The sequence below is a fragment of the Lacticaseibacillus mingshuiensis genome (assembly GCF_016861785.1).
Classification (GTDB): domain Bacteria; phylum Bacillota; class Bacilli; order Lactobacillales; family Lactobacillaceae; genus Lacticaseibacillus; species Lacticaseibacillus mingshuiensis.
The window spans coordinates 1-22,668 of the sequence record NZ_BOLS01000009.1 but is presented as its reverse complement, the minus strand read 5'-3'; the positions used below and the strand labels follow the sequence as shown (position 1 = coordinate 22,668).

At 56.9% G+C, this 22,668-nt stretch carries 18 protein-coding genes and 1 other annotated feature; of the genes, 12 read left to right on the top strand and 6 right to left on the bottom strand.

The window, feature by feature from the left end; genetic code table 11:
- The first annotated feature begins 71 nt into the window (after positions 1-71).
- Complete coding sequence (locus JUE67_RS06915) at positions 72-404, top strand: PadR family transcriptional regulator (RefSeq protein WP_203626614.1); 333 nt, start codon at positions 72-74, stop codon at positions 402-404.
- 2 nt (positions 405-406) lie between these two features.
- Positions 407-2,533: a DUF4097 family beta strand repeat-containing protein gene (locus JUE67_RS06910; RefSeq protein ID WP_203626615.1), complete on the top strand. Its 2,127-nt coding sequence runs from the start codon at positions 407-409 to the stop codon at positions 2,531-2,533.
- 73 nt (positions 2,534-2,606) lie between these two features.
- Here JUE67_RS06910 and JUE67_RS06905 read toward each other — a convergent pair whose 3' ends face one another.
- From JUE67_RS06905 to JUE67_RS06885, 5 genes are all read right to left on the bottom strand, one after another.
- Complete coding sequence (locus JUE67_RS06905) at positions 2,607-3,449, bottom strand: alpha/beta hydrolase (protein WP_203626616.1); 843 nt, start codon at positions 3,447-3,449, stop codon at positions 2,607-2,609.
- A gap of 634 nt (positions 3,450-4,083) precedes the next feature.
- Entirely contained in the window at positions 4,084-5,232 is a 1,149-nt protein-coding gene (locus JUE67_RS06900) for a trans-sulfuration enzyme family protein (protein WP_203626617.1), read from the bottom strand.
- 23 nt (positions 5,233-5,255) lie between these two features.
- The gene (locus JUE67_RS06895) at positions 5,256-6,077 is read right to left on the bottom strand and encodes a transporter substrate-binding domain-containing protein (RefSeq protein ID WP_203626618.1); all 822 of its coding nucleotides are present in this window, start codon (positions 6,075-6,077) and stop codon (positions 5,256-5,258) included.
- Positions 6,078-6,090: 13 nt separating this feature from the next.
- Positions 6,091-6,831, bottom strand: coding sequence for an amino acid ABC transporter ATP-binding protein (locus tag JUE67_RS06890; RefSeq protein ID WP_125697129.1), 741 nt, complete (start codon positions 6,829-6,831; stop codon positions 6,091-6,093).
- Positions 6,831-7,544, bottom strand: coding sequence for an amino acid ABC transporter permease (locus JUE67_RS06885; RefSeq protein WP_125697128.1), 714 nt, complete (start codon positions 7,542-7,544; stop codon positions 6,831-6,833). Before JUE67_RS06885 ends, JUE67_RS06890 begins: the two co-directional genes overlap by 1 nt.
- A gap of 61 nt (positions 7,545-7,605) precedes the next feature.
- Positions 7,606-7,838, bottom strand: a binding site (T-box leader).
- A gap of 1,314 nt (positions 7,839-9,152) precedes the next feature.
- Here JUE67_RS06885 and metE point away from each other — a divergent pair.
- On the top strand, positions 9,153-11,435 hold the full coding sequence (gene metE / locus JUE67_RS06880) for a 5-methyltetrahydropteroyltriglutamate--homocysteine S-methyltransferase (protein ID WP_203637087.1): 2,283 nt from the start codon (positions 9,153-9,155) through the stop codon (positions 11,433-11,435).
- Positions 11,413-12,285 (top strand): methylenetetrahydrofolate reductase [NAD(P)H], encoded by an 873-nt coding sequence (metF, locus tag JUE67_RS06875; protein WP_203626620.1) that lies wholly within the window; start codon positions 11,413-11,415, stop codon positions 12,283-12,285. The genes metE and metF overlap by 23 nt, the downstream gene beginning before the upstream one ends.
- A 429-nt stretch (positions 12,286-12,714) precedes the next feature.
- On the opposite strand, the gene JUE67_RS06870 is transcribed toward metF, so the two are convergent.
- Positions 12,715-13,911, bottom strand: coding sequence for an MFS transporter (locus JUE67_RS06870; RefSeq protein WP_203626621.1), 1,197 nt, complete (start codon positions 13,909-13,911; stop codon positions 12,715-12,717).
- A gap of 116 nt (positions 13,912-14,027) precedes the next feature.
- Here JUE67_RS06870 and JUE67_RS06865 point away from each other — a divergent pair, with 116 nt between their 5' ends.
- The 8 genes from JUE67_RS06865 to JUE67_RS06830 all read left to right on the top strand — a co-directional run bounded on the left by JUE67_RS06865 (position 14,028) and on the right by JUE67_RS06830 (position 22,278).
- Positions 14,028-14,861 carry a metallophosphoesterase family protein gene (locus tag JUE67_RS06865; protein WP_203626622.1) on the top strand — a complete coding sequence of 278 codons (834 nt, stop codon included), beginning with the start codon at positions 14,028-14,030 and terminating at the stop codon, positions 14,859-14,861.
- Positions 14,862-14,871: 10 nt separating this feature from the next.
- Positions 14,872-15,486, top strand: coding sequence for a YitT family protein (locus JUE67_RS06860; protein WP_225877896.1), 615 nt, complete (start codon positions 14,872-14,874; stop codon positions 15,484-15,486).
- A 126-nt stretch (positions 15,487-15,612) separates the two neighbouring features.
- Positions 15,613-16,551, top strand: coding sequence for an L-lactate dehydrogenase (locus tag JUE67_RS06855; RefSeq protein ID WP_203626623.1), 939 nt, complete (start codon positions 15,613-15,615; stop codon positions 16,549-16,551).
- 282 nt (positions 16,552-16,833) lie between these two features.
- Positions 16,834-17,526, top strand: coding sequence for a ribose-5-phosphate isomerase RpiA (gene rpiA, locus JUE67_RS06850; RefSeq protein WP_236002630.1), 693 nt, complete (start codon positions 16,834-16,836; stop codon positions 17,524-17,526).
- Between the two features lie 142 nt (positions 17,527-17,668).
- Positions 17,669-18,931, top strand: a complete 1,263-nt coding sequence (gene sstT, locus JUE67_RS06845) for a serine/threonine transporter SstT (RefSeq protein ID WP_203637086.1) — start codon at positions 17,669-17,671, stop codon at positions 18,929-18,931.
- A gap of 33 nt (positions 18,932-18,964) precedes the next feature.
- Positions 18,965-19,177, top strand: a complete 213-nt coding sequence (locus JUE67_RS06840; RefSeq protein WP_125697119.1) for a zinc ribbon domain-containing protein — start codon at positions 18,965-18,967, stop codon at positions 19,175-19,177.
- Positions 19,178-19,330: 153 nt separating this feature from the next.
- A complete protein-coding gene (gene sstT / locus JUE67_RS06835) occupies positions 19,331-20,638 on the top strand; it encodes a serine/threonine transporter SstT (RefSeq protein WP_203626626.1) in 1,308 nt (435 codons plus the stop codon).
- A 191-nt stretch (positions 20,639-20,829) separates the two neighbouring features.
- Positions 20,830-22,278 (top strand): APC family permease, encoded by a 1,449-nt coding sequence (locus JUE67_RS06830; RefSeq protein WP_203626627.1) that lies wholly within the window; start codon positions 20,830-20,832, stop codon positions 22,276-22,278.
- Positions 22,279-22,668 lie beyond the last annotated feature (390 nt).

The window sequence follows — 22,668 nt, the reverse complement described above, 5'->3', positions numbered from 1 at the left end:
ATTTCTTTGGAAAGTACTATTCTCAACAAAGTAATTATGCTATAGTTGCCTCATCAAAAGGAGGGAGCAACGTGGAAGTATCCAAAGACATGGTACGCGGTTATCTCAGCGCGATCGTTTTGAACGTGCTGGCGCAAGGCGAAAGCTACGGCTACCAGGTGACCAAAGACATCGCCGCGCTCAGTGGCGGGGCTTATGAGATCAATGAAGCGACCCTGTACACTGTTTTCAAACGATTGGAAAATGCGGGACTGATCGCCAGTCACTGGGGCGATGAAAGCCAAGGCGGCCGGCGCAAATATTATCAGATCACAAAAACGGGCAAGATCGAGCTGACAGACGAGCGGGCCAATTGGCAACTGGCGGCCAAGACGATCGACACGTTGATCAACGGGAGGCTGTAAAGATGAATGAGATGTATGCAGCAATTGATGAACAGCTAGATGCGGCATTTGCAAAATATCCAGCGAGTCAGGCGATGGTCGATCTTCGCGACGAGATTCGCGATGACCTGGCCGCGGCCGCCCAGGAAAAACGCGAACACGGCATTGCCCCGCGCGATGCCGCGATGCAGGCCTGGCAGGAATTCGGCGACATCAGCGACCTTCTGCAGGAAACGGCGGCTGAAGCGGATTCTGGTCGTGGGGCGGCGGATGCGGAAGACACGACGGCCACTTCGGATGATGCCAATGGGGCTGTGCCGGATGTGACTGCGGTGGGGCCAGATGATGGCGTGCCTGACCCGCCAGTTCCGCCTGCTGCGCCCGATTTTGACCATCAGCTCGATGCAGCGATCGACAAGCAGATCGCGGACATCAACGCAATGGTCGAGGCGCAGGTCAACGGGGCATTTGGCGACGACGACCAGGACCTTGATGATAAGATCGATGCGGCAATCGACGCCCAGTTCGCGGACTTTGGCGAAGAAGCGGACGGACCAGTGGATGCCGAGGGTGCTGATCAGGACGGCGGAAATGCGGCGGAAAAGGGTCAGGCGACCGAGGACAAGGCCGAAGATCACTCGGGTGCGGAACAAGGTGCTGGCGATGGGGCCCAGGATGCCGACGACCGGAATTCGTTTGCCGCAATTGCCCGTGCGGCGCGGCGTCAGGCCCAGGCTGCGATGGCGCAGGCGCAAGACCAGATTCGCCGGGCGCTGGGCCAAAGTAAAGGCGAGCTGCAAAAAGCGGCGCGCGAGGCGGCCCAAGACATCCAGCAGGAAGCCTATGATCAGGCGCAAGCAGCGCGGGATGCCGGCAGGGAACAGGCAGCGCAGGCCCAGGCCTTGGCCGAGGCCAGTCGCCACTATGCCAAGCAGGCGAAAGCGGCGGCCGCTGCGCAGACAGGCGAAGACGCGGACGCAGCCCTTGCCGTCGACAATACCATGACGGCGTCGCTGGCAGGGGTATCGGACATCACCATTAACTACCCCGTGGATGATGTCACCTTGGTGGCCGGAGATACGGATGAGTTGGTGGTCCAGGAAGCATTTTCCACGGCGAAACGGGCGTATTATGGCCACTTGGTCAATGAAGGCGGGACGGTGAGCGTCGAAGGCGGCGATCATCCGGTGTCGTCGCTGCGCGTGACGATCAATGGCCATCGCTTCGGTTTCTGGGCGCACATCACGGTGAAAATTCCGACCAGCTATCATGGCAGTCTGACCATCACCACGGAATCCGGGGATGTGGCCGCGAGCCAGCTCAATTTGGCGGCGCCGCTCACCATTGTCAGCGAAGACGGCGACATTCGGCTGCACCAGCTTCAGGTGGGCGATCTGACCGCGACTTCTGAGGATGGCGACATCTCGGGCGACGGGCTGACCGCATCAGGGGAGGTCACCCTGACGACGGAGGATGGCGACCTTCAGCTGGCGCAAAGCATGATTGCTGGGGCGTTGACCGCGACGTCTGAAAGCGGGGACGTGACGCTGATCGGCATCAAGGCCGGTCAGCTTACGGTGTCCGGTGATGACGGGGATGTGCACATCGAGCGGGTCAAAGCTGCGGCTGATGCGACGCTGACGAGTGCAAACGGGGATCTGGCTGTTTTCCAACTGACCAGCGAAACAGGCGCCCTGACGCTCAGCAGCGACGATGGCAATGTGCATGCAAGCTTGTTGAAGGCTGTCACCACGATCGTCGCGTCCGCCGATAGTGGTGACGTGACGCTGAGTCAAGCGGCGGCGCCTGCAATCGTGGCCAGTGCCAGCGACGGCGATGTGCGCGGCGATCAGCTCGGTGGCGCGGTCACGCTGTCCTCGGAAAGCGGCGATGTGCTGTTCACCCAGCCAGCGCTGGCCGCAGACGTCTCCCTGTCCGCAGAAGACGGGGATGTGCGCGCCAAGCTGGGGCCGACTGCGACCTTCGCGTTCGATTTGAGCTCCGATGACGGCGAGCTTTCTGAACGGACGCGCCAGCCGCTGCGATTTACGACTCGGGAAGCGCATCATCATGTCGGCACCGTTGGCATTGGCGGAGCGGCCACGTTGACCGCAACAAGCGCCAGCGGAGATGTGTCGATCCAGGCTTGATCGATTGTGAAAACGTTGGATGTGTAAGCAAAAAGGACCTGGCATTTGCCAGGTCCTTTTGCATCTCCACATACTATTTTCGTGCCTTCCATAGAAATTCATCAACGGTGCGGGCGACTTTGGGATTGGTGCGAAGCTGACTATGCTGGGCCTGCGCCCCGGTGAACTTGGCCTCGCGATAACTGCGGGCGCGGCCGGCGACCAGCCAGCCGAGGGCGCGTGATGAGGCGTTGAAGATCCGGCCATCACTGCCGGTGTCATCCCAGTCGCCGTAAATGTTGAGAAAATCGATCTGGCCGGCCGGAATGCTGTCGCGATCGAGCATTGCCCGGCGAAAATCGGGCGCGAGGAACCGCGGCTGGCCGCTTCGCTGAATGCGATTGTTGCGCGGCTGCATATGCATGCCGGGAATCCCATCAAAATTGCCAGCGATCGCCGCATAGCGCTGCAACTGGGGGAGCTGGCGGTCTTTTCCATACCGTAATTCATAATACAGGACAGCGGCGTTGCCCAGCGAATGAGCGACGATGTTGAATTTTTTCACCCCATAGCGCGCACGCAAGCCCACCAGGACGTTATGGAGCCAGTCGGAGATGAGGTCGTAATTGAGCGTGCGGTTGTCCTGGAACACCACCTTGACCAGCGGCCGGCGCACCCGCGCGAGCCAATGCCCGGTGAAGGTGACGTGGCCGTGCGGATCGACGGTTGCGGTGAGGACTTGTTGGGCATTATCGACTTGTTCGGCGCGCGTCATGAGCGCTTGCATCGAATGCGCATTGCCGAAGTGGCCGTGCAGATACAACGTGACCGGCGCTTGTTCATGGGCAGCGGTGGTCTGACGCGGTGTCGCGGCGAAGATCACGATGGCCGCCGCAGCGAGGATGCCCGCCAAGAGAAACCAGAGATGCTTTTTCATTTGTCGGGCCTCCTCATCCTTGTTTGACGTCAGTATACCGAAAAATCGTTAAGAAAATAGTCGTCTTACGCAAATGTTCGTTCGCATAAATGGTACGACAGGTGGTGAGGGAAGCAGCTGAGACGGAAACACGCCATTCACGATGATGATCGCGAGTGGCGTGTGCGTGTGAAGCGCGAAGATGCGGATGGCTTGTGCGTGAAAACACGGTGAACAGGCGGCGTGACAAGGCTGAGAGGTGGTAGACAGAAATTCGCGTGACCCTGTAAACTGGATTCGCAGCATTGTGATGACGGTTGGCTAATCCAAGATGCGAGGAGTTGGTGCCTATGCAGGCTCTCATAACTCTAAACAGAAGGGAGGTGCCCAGGATGTCTCTCGCCGAGGTGATCGTACTACTTAAGTTGCTGGTTGACTTAGTAGCCGCGATCGTCGAGCTCGTAAAGGCGTTTAATGACAAACAAAAAGACCGTCAGTAGACTTTTTGGCAGAAGTCTGACGATCTTTATCAACTGAAGCCAACTGTTATGCAGGCTGTGGGGTCGCTCTTAAACGGCCCCTCACTTGCTCACTATATCATGGCGACAGCGAGTTTGAAAAGCCTAGCAAAGGCTGCAATACGACTTGTCCAGACCTATTTTTCAGCTTTGGCCAGCGCCTGTTTGATGTCGCCAAGCAAGTCGTCGATGTCCTCGAGTCCGACTGCCAGCCGCACCAGCTGTGGGGTGATGCCAACGGCCAAGCGGTCCGCCACTGGCAGTTCCGCATGGGTCATGGTGTACGGCAATTCGGCGAGGCTGGACACGGAGCCCAGCGAAACGGCCAGCCGGAACAATTTCAGCTCGTCGACGAAGCGGCTGGCATCGATGGTCGGCGCCAGCTCCACGGACAGTACCGCACCGTAGCCATTTGTCTCGCTTGCCGCGACCGCGTGATCCGGATCATCCGGCAGGCCAGGGTAATGCACGACCGTTGCCGCCTCCGAGTCGTGGAAAAATTCGGCGATGGCTTGGGCATTGGCGTCTTCGCGATCCATCCGGACGGCCAGAGTCTCAATGCCGCGCCGAACCAGCTCCGCGTCACGCGGTGAGAGCACGCCGCCGAGGCCATTTTGGGCAAAATAGATCTGCGCGCCCAATTCGGCTGTTTTGGTGACAACGATGCCGGCGACCAGATCCGAGTGGCCACCTAGATATTTGGTGGCGGAGTGCAGCACAATGTCGGCGCCCAGCGTCAGTGGCTGCTGGAGATACGGGGTCAGGAAGGTGTTATCGACGATCGTGAGCAGGTCGTGTTTTTTCGCCAAGGCCGCGATCTTGCGCACATCCGTCACATGAAGCAGTGGGTTGGTGAAGGTCTCAAAATAGATAGCCTTCGTGTTGGGCTGAATCGCGGTTTCGACGGCGGCGAGGTCGCGAGTGTCAACGGCGGTAAAGCTGAGGCCGTGCTTGGCAAAATACCCATTGATCAAGCGCCAGGTACCGCCATAGACCGTGTCACCGACGATGATGTGGTCGCCAGGGGCAAAAATCGTCAGCGTCCCGTGGATGGCGGCCAGCCCTGAGGAAAATGCGAACGCCGCGGCGCCTTCTTCAAGATCTGCGACCTGTTTTTCCAAAAACTCGCGGGTCGGGTTGCCCGAGCGGCTGTAATCCCAGCGGACGTCACTTTCCGCATTAGGAAACTCGAAGGTCGAGGTCGTGTAAACGGGTGGATTGATCGCACCAGTATTGTTGTCGTTGAGTGGCGTGCCGTGAACGAGGCGGGTATTGAATTTTGTCATAAAGCAGACTTCTTTCTATTAACTTACTTGTCTTCCGTGATGTCAGCGTTGAAGTATTGCTTGGAAAGCTTGGTCAACGTGCCGTCTTCGCGGAGTTCCTTGATCGCCTTGTTGACGGCCTTGGTCAGCGCGGTGCTCTTCTTGTTCAACAGCGCGGCGATCTTGGCAGCCGGGACGTCGCTGGACGGAATCTCAGTGGCAGTCCATGCCGAAGTGTCCTCGGTCTTGGCGTAGGTGCTCCAGGCCGAAACGGCGTTGATCGTCGCATCCGCGCGCCCATCCTTCACGAGCTGCAGGGATGTGGTGAATTCCTGACTTGGCACAACGGTCGCACCGAATTTCTTGGCCAACGCTTCGTTATCGGAGCCGGTCGCATCAGCGGTTTTCTTGCCCTTGATGTCGGCGATCTTGGTGATGTCCTTGTTGCCCTTTTTGGTGATCAGAACATAGCGCGAGTAAACGTATGGGGTACTGAAGGAATAGGCCTTCGCCCGTTCCGGGGTCTCGGTGATGTTGTTCAGTGAGATATCAAAACGGCCGGAGCCAACGCCTTGAATCAGGCTGTCCCACTTGGTCGGCTTGAAATCGGCAGTCAGCCCCAATTTCTTCGCAATGGCCTTGGACAGATCGACTTCAAAGCCGGTCAGCTTGCCATTGGCGCGATAGGAATAAGGGGCGTAGGTGCCTTCAAGGCCGACCGTCAGCTTGCCTTTGGAGACCAGTTCGGAATCCACGGTGTCACCCTTTGAGCTAGAACTGGAGCTGCTGCCGCAAGCGGCAAGGCCCAGGGCAATGACAGCGAGGCCGGCAACAGAGGCGAGGGTACGGATAATTGTTTTCTTCATATTGAAACGCTCCTTAAATTGAGAAAGTCATTGAATCGATGAAGCTCTTGATGCGGTCGTTCGTCGAATGGAAAAAGCCATCCGTGGGCCCGTCGTACAGCGCATCGCCATTTTCGATGAACAGGATCTTATTGGCGACGCGCTGGGCAAAGGCCATGTTGTGGGTGACGATGATCATTGATTGGTTCTGATCATGAATCGCCAGCAGCACCTTCAACACTTCAAGCTCAAGCTCTGGGTCCAGCGCCGAAGTTGGCTCATCCAGCAAAATGTATTGCGGATGCATGGCCAAACTGCGGGCGATCGCCACACGCTGGGACTGGCCGCCGGAAAGTTCGACTGGATACGCATCCGCCTTGTCGAGCAGGCCGACGGAATCCAGCAACGTCAGCGCTTCTTTGGTGGCCGCATCTTTTGATTGATGCAGCACATGGACGGGCCCCTCGATCACATTTTGCAGAACGGAGAAATGGGGAAACAGGTTGAAGCTCTGGAACACCATTTCGGTGCGCTGGCGCACTTCCAGCGTGGTCTTGCTCGTGATGGGCTTGGCAAAATCGATCTGCAGATCGTCGCAGTCATAGATGCCCGACTCCGGACGCTCCAGCAAGTTGAGACTGCGCAACATGGTGGATTTCCCCGAACCACTGGGGCCAAGGACCACGGTGGTCTGTTGCTCAGGAAATTCCGTGGACAGATCCTTCAACACGGGCGTTTCGCCGAATGTTTTATTGACATGACTGAGCTTGAGCATCAGTTTGCACCTCCTTCACCGGCTGTGATGTGCTTGGATGTCACTTTTTCAAGGTAACTCTGCAGCCATGTCAAGATCGTACAGATCACGGCGTACAGCAGGGCGACCAGGCTGTACATCATCAGCGGTTGGTAATTTTCCCCCGCGTATTGCTGGGAGACTTGGAACATTTCCACCAGGGTGATCGACGCGGCCAGGCTCGTGTCCTTCACCAAGCCGATGAAGGAATTGGAGAGCGGCGGCACGGCGGTTCGGAGCGCTTGGGGCAAAATAATGCGGCGCAGGACCAAACTACGCTTCATCCCGATCGCAAAGGCGGCTTCCCACTGGCCAGTCGGAATGGATAAAATGGCGGCGCGAATAGTCTCCGAACAATACGCCCCGGTGTTCAGCGAAAAGGTGATGATGCCGGCCACCACGGGGTCAAGTTTGATGCCGTCAGGGAAGATCCCGGCAATTTTCAGATACGGCAAGCCGAAATACACAATGAACAACTGAACGAGCAGCGGGGTGCTGCGAAACAGCCAGACATAAAAACTCGAGATGCCTTTGACGATCTTGAACGCGCCGCCGAGCTGGGAAATGCGGGCCAGCGCGACCAACAGGGCCAAGATGAGCCCGAGAATGAAGGACACGACCGCAATGGGAATCGTGTATTGCAGACCGGCTTTGATCATATTGGGAAGATATTCGTTGAAGATCTGTTGGACCATGTTTTTTCCTCCTGACGATTGAGACAAAGAAAAACGATCTCGTGCTTGCCCGAAAATACTGGACAAGGACGAAATCGCTTCGTGGTACCACCTTGGTTCAGAGTGCAAAATGCGCTCCCTTAAGCATACAAACATATGCCGACTCGATAACGGGAGTGCCCGCTGACAGCTGACCGAAGCTCACTGCCAAAACTCTTGAGAACCATATTCGCTACGCCGCAACCACTTGCTTCCACCACCCGCAAGCTCTCTGAACGCGCTAGCCGTACCTACTCATCCTCATGTCGTACTTATTGTATGTAAGCGTAGCGGCTTTTATCGGCTTTGTCAACAGCGCCTGAAAATTTTTTTTGTTGTGGGTTTGGGCGCGCCCGGTGGGCTTGCGGGTGGGCTGGCGCCAGAAATGGCTGGAACGCTCCCAAGTGACTTTAAGCCCGCACAGACCGCGGTCTTAAAGCTCACTTTCGTTGTAAGCGGCAAGCCGCTAACAACGACGAGGGGGCTTGATTCGGGCGTTAGGCGTTTACGTCTTACGCCCGGACATGCGAAGCGAGCCATTTCTGGCGCCAGCCCACCCTCACATCCAGCAACAAAGAAATTTTGGCGAAGGGGCAGCTGACAGAGCCGATACGTTTGGTGATGAGGATAAGAACTGAGCATTGAGGATGTGAGGATACCCGGCGTTCCGTCGAGTGGCTGCTTGTGTGGCAAGTTTTGCTATGGGGAATTGCCTAGTGGCCGCTTCGTGCTTTTGGACGGCAAAGAGTGGCGGTAGTGCTTGCCTTCTGGCTACAATCACTTCTACTAAGTGTGCCTGGTGCCTCACCCCTTTCTGTCAGGGCTTATTTGCGCGAATCAGGCTACCTTCATCCATATAGATAGTTTGGTGAGGTTACGCAATGGGCTTAAAAAAGAATCACATCTCTATTGGCTCTTTGGGAGCTATTGCTGATCAGCAATACGCCTCAATTACTGCCGGCTGACCTGACAAGCGTCTTGAAGTGTCGTTACAGTGTTGGATGTAAGGGTGGGCTCCGGCCAGAAATGGCTCGCTTCGCATGTCTTGGCGTAACGCATAAATGCCTAACGCCAAGAGCAAGCCCCCTCGTCGGTGTTAGCGGCTGTGCCGCTTACACCGAAAGCAAGATTTATGACCGTGGTCTTTGCGGGCATAAAGTTGCTTGGGAGCGTTCCAGCCGTTTCTGGCCGGAGCACACCCGAATCTTTTCACTGACCACTACACTAAAAAACAAACGCTTGACAGCCAGCCGGTTAGTGAGTAAGATGGGCCTCAACATGATAAAGCGATTAAAAAGATGAGTAGTGCGTGGCCTTTTTCTTAGCGAGCTGCAGGCGGTGCAAGCCAGCAAAAAGGTGCGCATGAAGATGGTCTTGGTCAGCGCTTGATCGGCGAGTTTCGGCAAGCCGGTCATGGGGACGCCCATTACAGCGTGCAGGTCTCGCCAATTTGGCCGGACCGGTAGAGGCAACACGTGCAAGCGTGTTGTAAACCAAGGTGGTACCACAGCTGAGCTGTCCTTGCTGCATACATTTGTATGCGGCGGGGACGGCTTTTTTCTTTTTATCGCGCAAAGGAGAAGACACATTATGACAAAAACGATCATCGGCTACCCACGCATCGGCGAGCACCGCGAATTGAAGTTTGCCACCCAGAAATTTTTCAAGCATCAGTTGACTGAAGACGAGTTGTTGAAGGCGGCAAAGGACCTACGCGACAAAAATTGGGCGACGCTGAAGGCCACTGGGTTGGATCAGATTCCGACGGGCGATTTTTCCTTCTTTGACACCACGCTGGACACCGCGTTTTTGCTGAACATCGTGCCGAAGCGTTACCAGGCGCTGGGCTTGTCGCCGCTTGCGGAATACTTCGCGCTGGCCCGCGGCTATCAGGGGCCGGCTGGAGATGTGAAGGCCCTGTCGATGAAGAAGTGGTTCAACACGAACTACCATTATCTGGTGCCGGAATTTGATGCGGATACGCAGATCAAGGTCGGCGATTGGCAGCTGTTTGCCCAATTCAAGGACGCCAAGGAACAGGGGCTCAATGCCCGGCCGGCGCTCGTGGGCCCGTACACGCTGCTTCAGTTGAGCCGCTTCTTGGATGGCAAGCAGGCCGAAGACTTTGTGCCGGCTTTGATCGATGCGTACAGCGAGATCATTGCCAAGCTCGCGTCGCTTGGTGCGGAGTGGATCCAGCTGGACGAACCGGCGCTGGTCTATGATCAGACGATCGCGGACAAGGCGCTGTTCACGAGCCTGTACCAGCCGCTCTTGGCGCACAAGCACGGCGCGAAGATCTTGGCGCAGACATATTTTGGCGATGTGACGGATGCGCTGAGCGTGCTGGCGTCGCTGCCGTTTGATGGGCTCGGCCTTGATTTCATCGAAGGCAAGGCCAATCTGGATCTGGTCACCTCTGCCGGTTTTCCAGAAGACAAGGTGCTGTTTGCCGGCATCGTGAATGGGAAAAACATTTGGCGGACGAATTATGATCAGGCGCTGGCCACGCTGGCGCAGCTCGATCAGGTGGCGCCGCAGCTGGTGCTGTCAACATCCTGCTCGCTGCTGCATGTGCCATACACGACGCGCAATGAGGATCAGATTGCACCGGAAGAGCTGCAGTACCTCGCATTCGCCGAGGAAAAATTGACGGAGCTGGCTGATCTGGATGCCGCCCGTAATGGCGATAACGCCGCGCTGCAAGCCAACGAAACGCTATTTTCCAAGCCACGCTATCAGGAAAACGCAGCGATCAATGCGAAGATCGCGGCACTCAAGCCAGAAGACTACGAGCGGCAACCAGCACGCAAAGAGCGGTTGGCCCTCCAGGCAAAAGAGTTCCACCTGCCTGTTTTGCCAACCACAACGATCGGCTCGTTCCCGCAGACCCCGGCGGTGCGCAAAAACCGGGCGAAGTTCCGCAAAGGCGAGATCTCCGAGGAAGAATACACGGCGTTCAACCGCGCGGAGACCAAGCGCTGGATCGATATTCAGGAGGAACTCGGGCTGGATGTGTTGGTGCACGGCGAATTCGAGCGTAACGACATGGTCGAATACTTCGGCGATGAGCTCGAAGGATTCCGCTTCACCGCAAACGGCTGGGTCCAAAGTTATGGCACGCGTGGGGTCAAGCCGCCGATCATCTGGGGTGACGTGGCAGGCACACATCCGATCACGGTGGCGGAGACGGTGTACGCGCAGAGCCTGACCGACAAGCCGGTGAAGGGGATGCTGACGGGGCCGGTGACGATTCTCAACTGGTCGTTCCCACGCGAGGACGTGTCGCCGAAGCTGTCTACCGAACAGATCGCGCTGGCGCTGGCCGATGAGACTCTTGATCTGGAAAAACACGGGATCAAGATCATTCAGATCGACGAACCTGCGCTGCGCGAAAATCTGCCGCTGCGCAAAAAAGACTGGTTCAGCAAGTATCTTGACTGGGCGGTGCCGGTATTCCGGCTGGTTTCCTCAAAGGTCCAGCCGACCACGCAGATCCACACCCATATGTGCTACTCGGAATTCGGCGATATCATTGAGGCGATCGATGCCTTGGATGCCGATGTGATCTCGTTTGAGGCTGCTCGGGCGGATCTGACGCTGCTGGATATTTTGCACGACACGCATTTTGAAACGGAAGTCGGCCCTGGCGTTTACGATATCCACTCGCCGCGGGTGCCTTCTGAAGATGAGATCGTCACCATCATTCATAAGATTCTGGCGCGCCTGCCACAAGAACAAGTCTGGATCAATCCGGGTTGCGGGCTGAAGACGCGCGAGGAGCCAGAGGTCTTGGCCAGCTTGAAGAATCTGGTCGCGGCCACGAAGCAAGTACGGAAGGAACTCGCTCATGAAAGTCAACCGACTGTTTGATCAACATCAGGTCATCTCTTTTGAATTATTCCCGCCGCGCCGCAAAACGCCGGATGAGGATTTTGACCGGATCGCCGGCACGATGGATGCGATCAGTGCACTTGGCCCCGATTTTGTCTCGGTGACCTTTGGCGCTGGTGGCTCGCGCCGGCAAAATGGGACGCTTGAGCTGGCTTCGTTGATCAAAAAACGTTACGGAATCGAAAGTGTCGCCCATTTGCCCGCGGCGCAGCTGGATGCCCAGGCGGTGGATACACTGCTGGGTGAATTTAAGGCGGCTGGGGTGGAAAATATTCTGGCACTGCGCGGAGACATCCCAAAGAACGGCCGGCTCAGCGATGATTTTCCCCATGCCAGCGACTTGATCCGCCACATTCATGCGGTGGGGGATTTCAATGTGATCGGCGCGTGTTACCCGGAGTGTCATCCGGAATCACCTGACTTGGCCACTGATATCCATTTTCTCAAGCAGAAGGTCGATGCTGGCTGCAGTCAGCTGATCTCCCAGCTGTTTTTCGACAATGAGTGTTTCTATGAGTTTGTCGCGCAGTGCCGGGAAGCGGGCATCACGGTGCCGATCGAGGCGGGCATCATGCCGGTTCTCAATCAGCATCAGATCGAGCGGATGGCCACGATGAGCGGGGTGACGTTGCCGAAAAAATTCACCAGCATGATGGCGCGGTATGCGGATAATCCGGTTGCGATGCGCGATGCCGGAATCGCATATGCGATCGACCAGATCGTCGACCTTTTGGTGCATGGTGTCGATGGGATCCACATCTACACGATGGACAACCCGACTGTCGCAAGTCGCATCGTCCAAGCGACGAAGACGTTGGTGCGGGCATAAACTAATGGCTATCAAAACGCACCCCATTCCGCGGATTGGAATGGGGTGCGTTTTTGAGTTATTCGACTTCTTTAGTTGATTTGAGCGCCCGGGTGGGCTCCGGCCAGAAATCGGCTGGAACGCTCCCAGGCAACTTTGAGCCCGCAAAGTGCGCGGTCTCAAAGCTTGCCTTCGGTGTAAGCGGCAAGCCGCTAACACCGACGAGGGGGCTGAGCCGTTTCTGGCCGGAGCCCACCCTCATATCCAGCATTCCATGAACATATCGAAATGAGGACCTGTGGAAATGGTAAAAGTTTCGTTTCATTCCACTATTTATTTGACCGCCTAGATTGTCACACTTGTTGTGTCTATGCCACTATTCTTGCGCTAGTTAGCTTTTGTCCGCTGATTATTGGTCTTTTCGCCATTTTTTGCCGAAGCCTTGCCTTCCTATTTTTCCGCCACTTCCGACAGGCGCCTGGTTAGGGTGATGAGGAGGGTGAAGCCGATGACTAGGAGCGCGCCCAGGACGAGGTAGGTGTGGGCGCCCCAGTTGTGGATAAATGCGCCGAAGAAGAAGTTGCCGAGGGGTTGGACGCCGTCGTAGACCAGGAAGATCAGGCCGAAGACGCGGCCGAGCATGTCGCGCGGAGTGGCGGCCTGCATCAAGGTCGCAAGGCTGGCGAACATGCGGCCGTTGACGAAGCCGTTGATCAGGGCGCAGATCAGCCAAAAGGGATGCTGGAGCCAGAGGCCGAGGAGAATCAACAGCACGCCGTACAGCACTTGTTCGCCATAGACTTGAACGGCCGAGACGGCACGGCGCTGGAGGGCGAGGAGCGAGCCGCCGATCATACCGCCGATCGCTGACATCATCAGGAATTCGCTGTAGGCTGTGGCACGTCCTTGGAAAATGGTATCCGCGATGAACGGCGCGGTGAGGAGAAATCCGGCTGCACAGAAATTGAAGGCCCCTAGCGCGATCATCATCAGGCGCAAGTGGGCCTCACCCAGCACAAATCGTAAGCCAGTGATGGTGTCGCGAAGCATGTTGCTTTTTTCGTTAGCGGGCTGAAAGCGTGGGGCGCGGATGCTCCAGGAGAGCAGGCCGGCCACGATGAAGGACAGGGCGTTGATGATCAAGAAGCCCTTGAAGTCCAACGCCTGATTCGCCAGTAGGAGGCCGCCGACCAGCGGGGCAACGATGCTGGCGAGGCTGAAAACGGAATTGGCGATCGCGTTGAAGCGCTGCAGGGCAGTCGGCGCGATGATGTCTGGGGTGATCGCTTTGGCGGCGGGATAGCTGATCGATAGCAGGAGGTCCAAGACGGCCGTGATCAGGATCAACAGCCATGTCTGTGGATGGGCGGGGTCGATCAGCCAGGCGCCGATCAAACAGGCGGCCGCTGAGATCGCATCGGCGCCCACCATCACCATTTTCCGATCATGGTGATCGACAAGGGTGGCGGCCACAAGATCGCCGACGACAAAGAAGATGCCGCCCAATCCGGTGATGAGGCCGATCAATTTGGTATCGCCGGTCGCGTGCACGATCAGCCAGTTGAGGCCGAGCAGATAGATCGCACTGCCGAGTTGTGAGATAAATGGACTGAAAATTAGTTGAAGGCTCATTTGTTTCTTTTGCATAACGACCATTATATCATTGCGTTTCAGTTGATATAAATGCGACGCCAACTTGCTTGCATGCGGCCTTCTTTTCTGGCATGGTGGGTGATAGACTATTGGACGTTTGGAGGCGCGAGATGGAGCGGCGAATCGCAGTATTTTCAGATACGCATGGGAACGTGACGGCGACGAAGGCAGTGTTGGCGGATGCGATGGCGCACCAGGCGACCGATTATTGGTTTCTGGGGGACTTGCTGCTGCCGGGGCCCGGTGCTGGGGACTTGTACGCGCTGGTGGAAACGGTGGCGCCGACTGTCTGGCTGAACGGCAACTGGGAACAGGCGCTTTACGCGATGGCGGATAAGCATATTGATCTTGATAATCCGGGCAGCGTTTATATCGCGGCGTTATCGGCGTATGTCTTGCAAAAATTAACACCGACGCAATTACTATTGATGCGCAATCATCCGTATGAGCTGACGAAAAAGGTGAACGGCGTGACGATCGGGCTCACGCACAATTCGCGGTTTTCAACGGAAGGGCGGATGCTGTATCCGGCGGGGCATCAGGCGGATTTTGATGGGCTATTTGGCGGCGACCAGGATATCGCGATCTATGGGCACACGCACCAGCAGCTGATGCGCACGTCGCGCAAGGGCCAACTGGTGCTGAATCCCGGGGCGGCGGGGCAGCCGTACAGTCCGTGGTCGAAGCTGTTTGCCGATCAGCGCGCGCATTATTTGATGCTGACGATCTCAGCAAGTGGGCTGGTCGATGTTGATTTTCGCAAGATCGCCTATGATATCGAGGCCGAGCTTGCCTTGGCCAAAACGCGCGGGCTGCCTTATCTGGATCTGTACACGTATCTGCGGCACACGGGCAAAACGGTGACGCATGATCTCGAGCGGCTGGCGCAGGTCAACGCGGCCGGGAATTATCGGGCGCTGGTCAAAGATTATTACGGATTGTGAGGACAAAAGGGTGAAAGAGGAAACGGTCACGGTTCATGAAGCCGTGATGGATGTGGTGTGGGTGATCATCGGCAATGCGGTGTCCGCGTTTGCGTATTCGTGGATCATGGTCAAATTAAATATCATTTCCGGCGGGGTCACCGCTTCGGGGATGATCATGGGCAAACTGACGCCGTTATCGGTCACGTTTTGGACCAACGCGATCACAGTGGCGTGTCTGCTGGCGGCGCTGATCTTTCTGGGCGTGAGGACGTTCATGAACTCGATCGTCTCGAGCCTCGCCTACATGGGTTGGTTCACGCTGGCGCAGGCGCTCGCCCCGGCGCACACGTTGCCCGTCTGGCTGGGGCTGCCGATCGCCGGCCTCGGGGTGGGCGTTGGCTATTATCTTTGCATCGCCCATCACTCCTCAACGGCGGGGCTGGACGTGTTCGCACTTGTCATCAATAAGCACCAGCCAAAATTCTCTGTGGGACTTGGGCTGCGGCTGATCAACTTGATCGTCCTTGGCATCGGTGCGCTGTCGTTTGGCCTCAAGTCGTTTTTGCTGGGGCTGATCTTTATTCTGATCTACACCGAGACGTTGACGTTGCTGCAAAAACGTTTCGGCACAGCTGAAGGTTGAGCGCCGCATAAGAATTCGGAATAATTTTATTCTGAGTTCTTTTTGTTTAGTCGGTTGTGCACAGTATTTTTGGACCAAGTCGGGTATAATTAAGTCGTAGTCAATCTGAGTAAAGTGGGCGATAGAATGAGTAAAGCAGCGAATATCATCCTGATCGGCGATGGCGCGATCGGGTCCAGCTATGCGTTCAACTGTTTGACCACCGGCGTCGGCAAGAGCCTCGGCATTATCGACGTCAATCGCAAGCGCGTGCAAGGCGATGTCGAAGATCTGATGGATGCCTTGCCATATGTCTCGCAGAAAAATATTTATGCGGCGAATTACGAAGACTGCCGCTACGCCGACATCATTGTGATCACAGCCGGCGTCGCGCAAAAACCTGGTGAGACACGGCTTCAATTGCTGCAGAAAAATGCCGCGATCATCACCGACGTTACGAAAAATATTATGGCGTCTGGGTTTGATGGGATTATCTTGGTGGCCTCAAATCCTGTTGATATTTTGACCGAATTAGTCCTGAAATTGTCCGGCTTGCCGCGCAATCGTGTGCTGGGCTCCGGCACCGCGCTGGATTCCGCGCGCCTGCGTTCAGCGATCGGCCAGCGCTACAATGTCGATGTCCGCGCCGTGCATGGCTACATCATGGGCGAGCATGGCGACTCCGAATTTCCGGTGTGGGATTACACGACGATCGGTGGTCAGCCGATTCGCGATTTTGTCCCGGCCAACCGCCTCGACCAAGATCTCGCTGCGATCAGTGAGCAGGTGAAAACGGCGGCTTATTCGATCATCGAGCAAAAAGGCGCGACGTTCTACGGCATCGCAGCCAGCTTGACTCGCCTCACAGCGGCGATCTTGAACGATGATCACGCGGCCTTTGCGATGTCGGTTCATTTGACCGGCGAGTACGGCCTCGACGATGTATCGATCGGCGTGCCAGTCATCTTGAGTGGCCGCGGCCTCGACCGCATCATCGAGCTGGATCTCAATCCGGATGACTTGAAAAAACTGACTGACTCCGCCGCGATTCTGAAGCAGAATCTGCAGTCGGTGTACCCGGGTTAATTAGAGGAAAGATCATGGCATCTCGCTACATGCGGGGTGCCTTGTTTGATTCAGACGGGTCACGCAGGCCATCCCGCGAGCCGCCACACCCTCAGTTGGGTTCCGGCTCGCAGGGGTGGGACATTTAGCTGACCTAGGCACTCGGTGGTAAGGACCGCCACCAAGCACCTAGGCCAAGCTAACTGCCCACCCCTTAACGCGAGCCTCCACACCCCATCCTTTTGCTTGACACTCGGCGCTTGTCTTCGTACAGTCAAAGGAGAAATCTCTCAGGAGGCAATGATGACAACACAAGACGAATTGAAGCAGCAGGCGGCCGCCCAAGCCGCTGAAATGGTGCAGCCCGGCAGTATCCTTGGCGTCGGCACCGGCTCGACGGTCGCGTTTTTCATTGATGCGCTGGCCGCGCGGAACCAGAAGACCCCGCTGAACTTGGCGGCGATCGTCACGACGTCCAGCCGTAGCCAGCGTCAGCTTGAGGACAACGGTTTTCACGTCAGCGAGCTCGCCGAGATCGATCAGGCGGATCTGACGATCGATGGCGCGGACCGGGTCGACCCGCAGCTGGACGGCATCAAGGGTGGCGGCGGTGCGTTGACGCTGGAAAAGAATGTCGCGATCAACTCCAAGCATAACGTCTGGATCGTCGATGAAAGTAAAGTCGTGGACCGACTCGGCGGGTTTCCGCTGCCAGTCGAGGTGTTGCCGGTCTCTTGCGAGCAGCTCCTGAAAAAATTCACCCGTGATGGCTTGGCGCCGCAGTTCCGCCTCAACGAAGATGGCAGTCGCTATGTGACCCATTACGGCAATTACATCCTTGATCTGATGGTCTCGCCGTTGCCGATTCCGGCGGGGCTGGCCAACTACCTGGATGGCACAGTCGGCGTGGTCGAACACGGACTGTTTTTGAACATGACAGATGAAGTCCTGATCGCGAAAAAGGATGGCACCATCGCGCATTGGGTCCGCAAGTAAACGCAAAGTCTTCCACCTGCAATTTTTGCAAAGTGGGAGGCTTTTTTCGTCGTCGCAGGGCGAGAAGTGAAAATGCTTTCAAAACGCCGGTTGACCAAGTAAACTGGAATAAAGGACGCATCGCAATCAAGGAGGTTCTGCCATGTTTCGACGTTACCGCAGTATCAGTTTGATTCTCCGCATTTTGATCGGGCTGGTGGTCGGCGCGCTGCTCGGAGTGGCGCTGCCAAGCTGGACCTTCATCGGCGTTTTGGGCGACTTGTTCGTCGGCGCCCTGAAAGGCATCGCCCCAATCTTGGTCTTCTTTTTGATCACCACCGCCATTTCGCGCTACAAGCGGGGGGCGGAAAACCATTTTGGGACGGTGATCAAACTCTATCTGATCGCCACTTTGGTCGTAGCCGTCGCGGCGGTTGCGGCGAGTTACTTTTTCCCCATCAAGCTCATCGTTTCGGATGCCGCGACGAAAGCGGCCACCGGGACCAGTGCGGCGCCGCAAAGTCTGGGCACGGTGCTGGAACAGCTGGTGGTCGGCGCGGTCTCCAATCCGTTTGGGGCCATGATCGAAGGCAACTACTTGGCGATTCTGTTTTGGGCGCTGATGATCGGCTCGGCGCTTCGCCTGGCAACGGAGACGACGCGTCAGACGATCAGCGATATCACCGATGCGATACAGCATGTCGCCCAACTGATCATTGAGTTTGCGCCATTTGGCATTGTCGGCCTACTGTTCCGCAGCATCAGCGAAAACGGGTTGAATGGGGTCGCACGGTATGGCCAGTTGGTCCTGCTACTGGTTGGCACCATGGCCTTTGTCTATTTGGTGCTTTACGCTGGCATGGTGTGGCTTGAGACGCGGCAAAATCCGTACCCGTTGATCTTTTGGACCCTGAAGACTTCGGGCATCCCGGCGTTTTTCACCCGAAGCGGGGCGGTCAACATTCCGATCAACTTGCAGGCCAGCGAAGATCTTGGTCTCAGCAAGTCCTCTTACGCGATCTCGATTCCGCTGGGCGGCTCGGCGAATAGCGGCGGGGCGGCGATCACGATCACCATCATGACGCTGGCCGCGGCCCATACCGTGGGCGTGCCGGTGTCTTGGCCGCTCGCGTTTCTGTTGTGCTTCCTGTCGGCGTTGGCGTCGACCGGGGTGTCGGGCATCGCCGGGGGCTCGCTGCTCTTGATTCCGATGGCGGCTAGTCTGTTTGGCATTCACAATGATTTTGCGATGCAGGTCGTCGGCATCGGGTTCATCATCGGGGTCATTCAGGATTCGGTGGAAACGGCGGTGAACTCTGCCTCGGACCTGTTGTTCACGGCGGCGGCCGAATTCGGGGATGCCCGCCGCGATGGCAAGCCGATCGATGTGAACGCGCGGGTGCGCCAAGCCCGCAAGCTCGAATGATATAATGAAGAAAATCGAAAGAAGGCGACCCACATGGAACAAAAACAATATGTCTGTCCGAAGTGTGGCAGCAATCACTACATTTCCGACCAATTTCAGGCGACTGGCGGGACCTTTGCCAAGTTGACCAACGTGCAAAACAAGAAGTTCATCACGATCAGTTGTGCGAATTGCGGCTACACCGAGTTGTACCGCAAGGAATCCAGCGCCGGAATGAATATTCTCGATTTCCTGATCGATGGCTGAAAATTTTTTGAATCAGCGTCAAGCGAGTCGTGGCCAGCGGTGCCGCGACTTTTTTTGTGTGCTGAGGGTGACCGACTGTGTTTATATACTGGACAACTGTTTTTTAAACGTGTACGATACGACTCATAATCTGAACACGGAGGAGGCACGACGATGTTTGAAAAATATCGTTCCGTATCGTTGATCTTGCGAATCATTATCGGCTTGGCAGTGGGGGTCTTGCTGGGGACAACCGTGCCGACGTTGACCGGCATCGGGCTGATGGGCGACCTGTTCGTCGGTGCGCTCAAGGGCATCGCGCCTGTTTTGGTCTTCTTCTTGATCATGGCGGCGGTGTCCCATTATCAAAAGGGGAGTGAGACGCATTTTGGCTCCGTGATCGTCTTGTATCTGACCGCCACGCTGCTGTCGGCGTTTGCGGCGGTCGGGGCAAGCTATGCCTTTCCGGTGCGGCTGGATCTGACCAAGGTGGCCAAAACAGCGGCGAGTGGGCCGAAAGACCTGGGCACCGTCCTCACTGATCTGTTCAACAATGCGGTGACCAATCCGTTTCAGGCCGTGGCGTCGGGCAATTACCTCGCGATCTTGTTTTGGGCGCTGATGATCGGCTTTGCGTTGCGCCTCACTTCTGCGCAGACTCGGCAGGTGATCACGGATCTGTCTGAGGCGATCACGAATGTGGCCCAGACCGTGATTCAATTCGCGCCATTTGGCATCGCGGGCCTGGTCTTCAAGACGGTCAGCGCCAAGGGCCTCGCCGGCATCGCGCGATACGGCCAGTTGGTGGCACTTTTGGTCGGCACGATGGCGTTCGTTTACCTGGTGCTTTACCCGCTGATGGTGTGGGTGATGACCCGCCAAAATCCCTATCCGTTGACCTTGTGGACGCTGCGTGTGTCGGGTCTGCCCGCATTTTTCACCCGCAGCTCGGCCGTCAACATTCCCATTAACCTGCAGGCCTGCGAGGACCTCGGCCTGAATAAAAAATCGTATGCGGTCTCCATTCCGCTGGGTGGCTCTGCCAACAGTGGCGGCGCGGCGATCACGGTGTCGGTGATGACTCTGGCTGCGTGTGCGACGCTAAATATTCCGGTGTCGTTTCCGCTGGCGATCATTCTCTGCTTTTTGACCGCCTTGGCCGCGACTGGGGCATCCGGTATCGCAGGGGGCTCGCTGTTGATCATTCCGATGGCTGCCAGCATTTTCGGCATCTCCAATGACATCGCCATGGAAGTGGTCGGCGTTGGGTTTGTGATCGGGGTGATTCAGGATTCCGTCGAGACCGCCGTCAACTCGGCCTCCGATCTACTGTTCACCGCCACGGCCGAATACCGCGATCGGCGCCGGGCCGGCGAAAAAGTGGACATCACCGCCGCCGTGCGCGGGGCGATCGCCAAAGAACGCGGCGGCGCACCAGCGAAGGATGCGGTGCAACGTGCAGCCGTCAAGCCAGCGGAATAAGGCGATGGGATGGCCTTCGAGTTTCGGGGCCAAGCCTTGCCATCGATTTGCCAGAATAGTCGCTAAAGCAGGACCGCACGCATCAGGTGGCCCTGCTTTTTTCGTTTCGAACATTGACATTGGCTTCTGAACATGGAAAACTAGTTAAAACGATTCTCATTTTTTCTTCATTAAAGACGCGGAGGCTGGCAATGAACGTATTCAAACGGATGATCAAAAAAGAAGATCCGGCGGTGTATCAGGATAAGGATGCAAAATTGCCGCGCGTACTGACGGTGAAGGACTTCCTGGCCCTTGGCGTCGGCACCATCGTTTCGACGACGATCTTCACCTTGCCCGGCGTGGTCGCCGCGCAACATGCCGGCCCGGCCGTCGCCTTGTCCTGCTTACTGGCGGCGATCGTGGCGGGGCTGGTCGCCTTCGCCTATGCGGAAATGGCTGCGGCGATGCCGTTTGCCGGCTCGGCCTATTCCTGGATCAACGTGGTTTTCGGCGAGGTCTTCGGCTGGATCGCGGGGTGGGCGCTGCTGGCGGAGTATTTCATCGCCGTCGCTTTTGTTGCGTCGGGGTTATCCGCCAACTTGCGCGGCCTGCTCGGGTCGTTTGGCCTCAACGTCCCATTTTTCCTCGCCAATCCGCTGGGCACAAAGGGCGGATTCGTCGACTTGATCGCCGTTGTGGTCATCATCTTGGTCGCCTTGTTGCTGTCGCGCGGGGTGTCCGACGCGGCCCGGGTGGAAAATATTCTGGTGGTGCTCAAGGTGCTGGCGATCTTAGCCTTCATCGCAGTCGGCTTGACGGCGGTGCACTGGCAAAATTATGTGCCGTTCATTCCGAAGTACCATGTCAATGCGGACGGCACCGCGTTTGGCGGCTGGCAGGGCGTTTATGCCGGGGTCTCGATGATCTTTCTGGCCTATATCGGCTTTGACTCCATCGCCGCGAATTCCGCGGAAGCCAAGGACCCGGAGCACACGATGCCGCGGGGGATCATCGGCAGTTTGATCATCGCGGTGATTCTTTTCATGGCGGTGGCCTTGGTGCTGGTGGGCATGTTCCCGTATCAAAAATATGCGGGCAATGCGGAACCAGTCGGCTGGGCGCTGCGCGAGATCAACCAACCCGTTTTCGCCACGGTGATTCAGTCCATCGCGGTCATCGGCATGTTCACCGCCTTGATCGGCATGATGATGGCCGGCAGCCGCCTGCTTTACAGCTTCGGGCGCGACGGCATGCTGCCGCGCTGGCTGGGCAAACTCACCGCCGAAAAGGGTCATGGGGAACGCGGTTTGCCTAATCACGCGCTGCTCTTTTTGACGGTGATCGGCGTGCTCATCGGCGCGTTTTTCCCGTTTGCCTTTTTGGCCCAGCTGATCTCGGCCGGGACGCTGATCGCCTTCATGTTCGTGTCGCTTGGAATCTACCGGCTGCGGCCGCGCGAAGGCAAGGACATCGCCGACCCCGCGTTCAAGATGCCGTTTTATCCGGTGATGCCGGCGCTGGGCTTTCTCGGCTCGCTGATCGTCTTCATGGGGCTGGATGTTCAGGCAAAACTCTATTCTGGTATCTGGTTTGTTGTGGGGCTCGCCGTTTACTTTGTGTATGGGATCCGGCATTCGAGTCTGAACGACCCCAAATAAGCTTCATCAGGAATCAAAAATGGACGCAGCCGTTGCGAAGCGGTTGCGTCCATTTTCAGTTGGAGCCGCATCCCGCGGGCCTTCACACCCTTTTCAGTTGGGTTCCGGCCCGCATGGTGGGGTCATCTAATTGTCTCGAGCACTCGATAGCCAAGTGCGCTATCAAGCGCTCAAGCCAAATTAGCTGCCCCACCATCCCGCGGGCCCTCACACCCTTTTATAAGTCCTTTATGTACCAAGTGTCGCAGCCGTCATGCGGTTCGCCGGGCAGCGCATGGGCAAGCTGAGTGAAGCCTTGGTGCTGATAAAGGACCCTGGATTATTCACCTCGGTATTTGGGACATGAAATCGCATCTGGCCGGTCTGAAAGCAACGTTTGGAGCGTTGCGA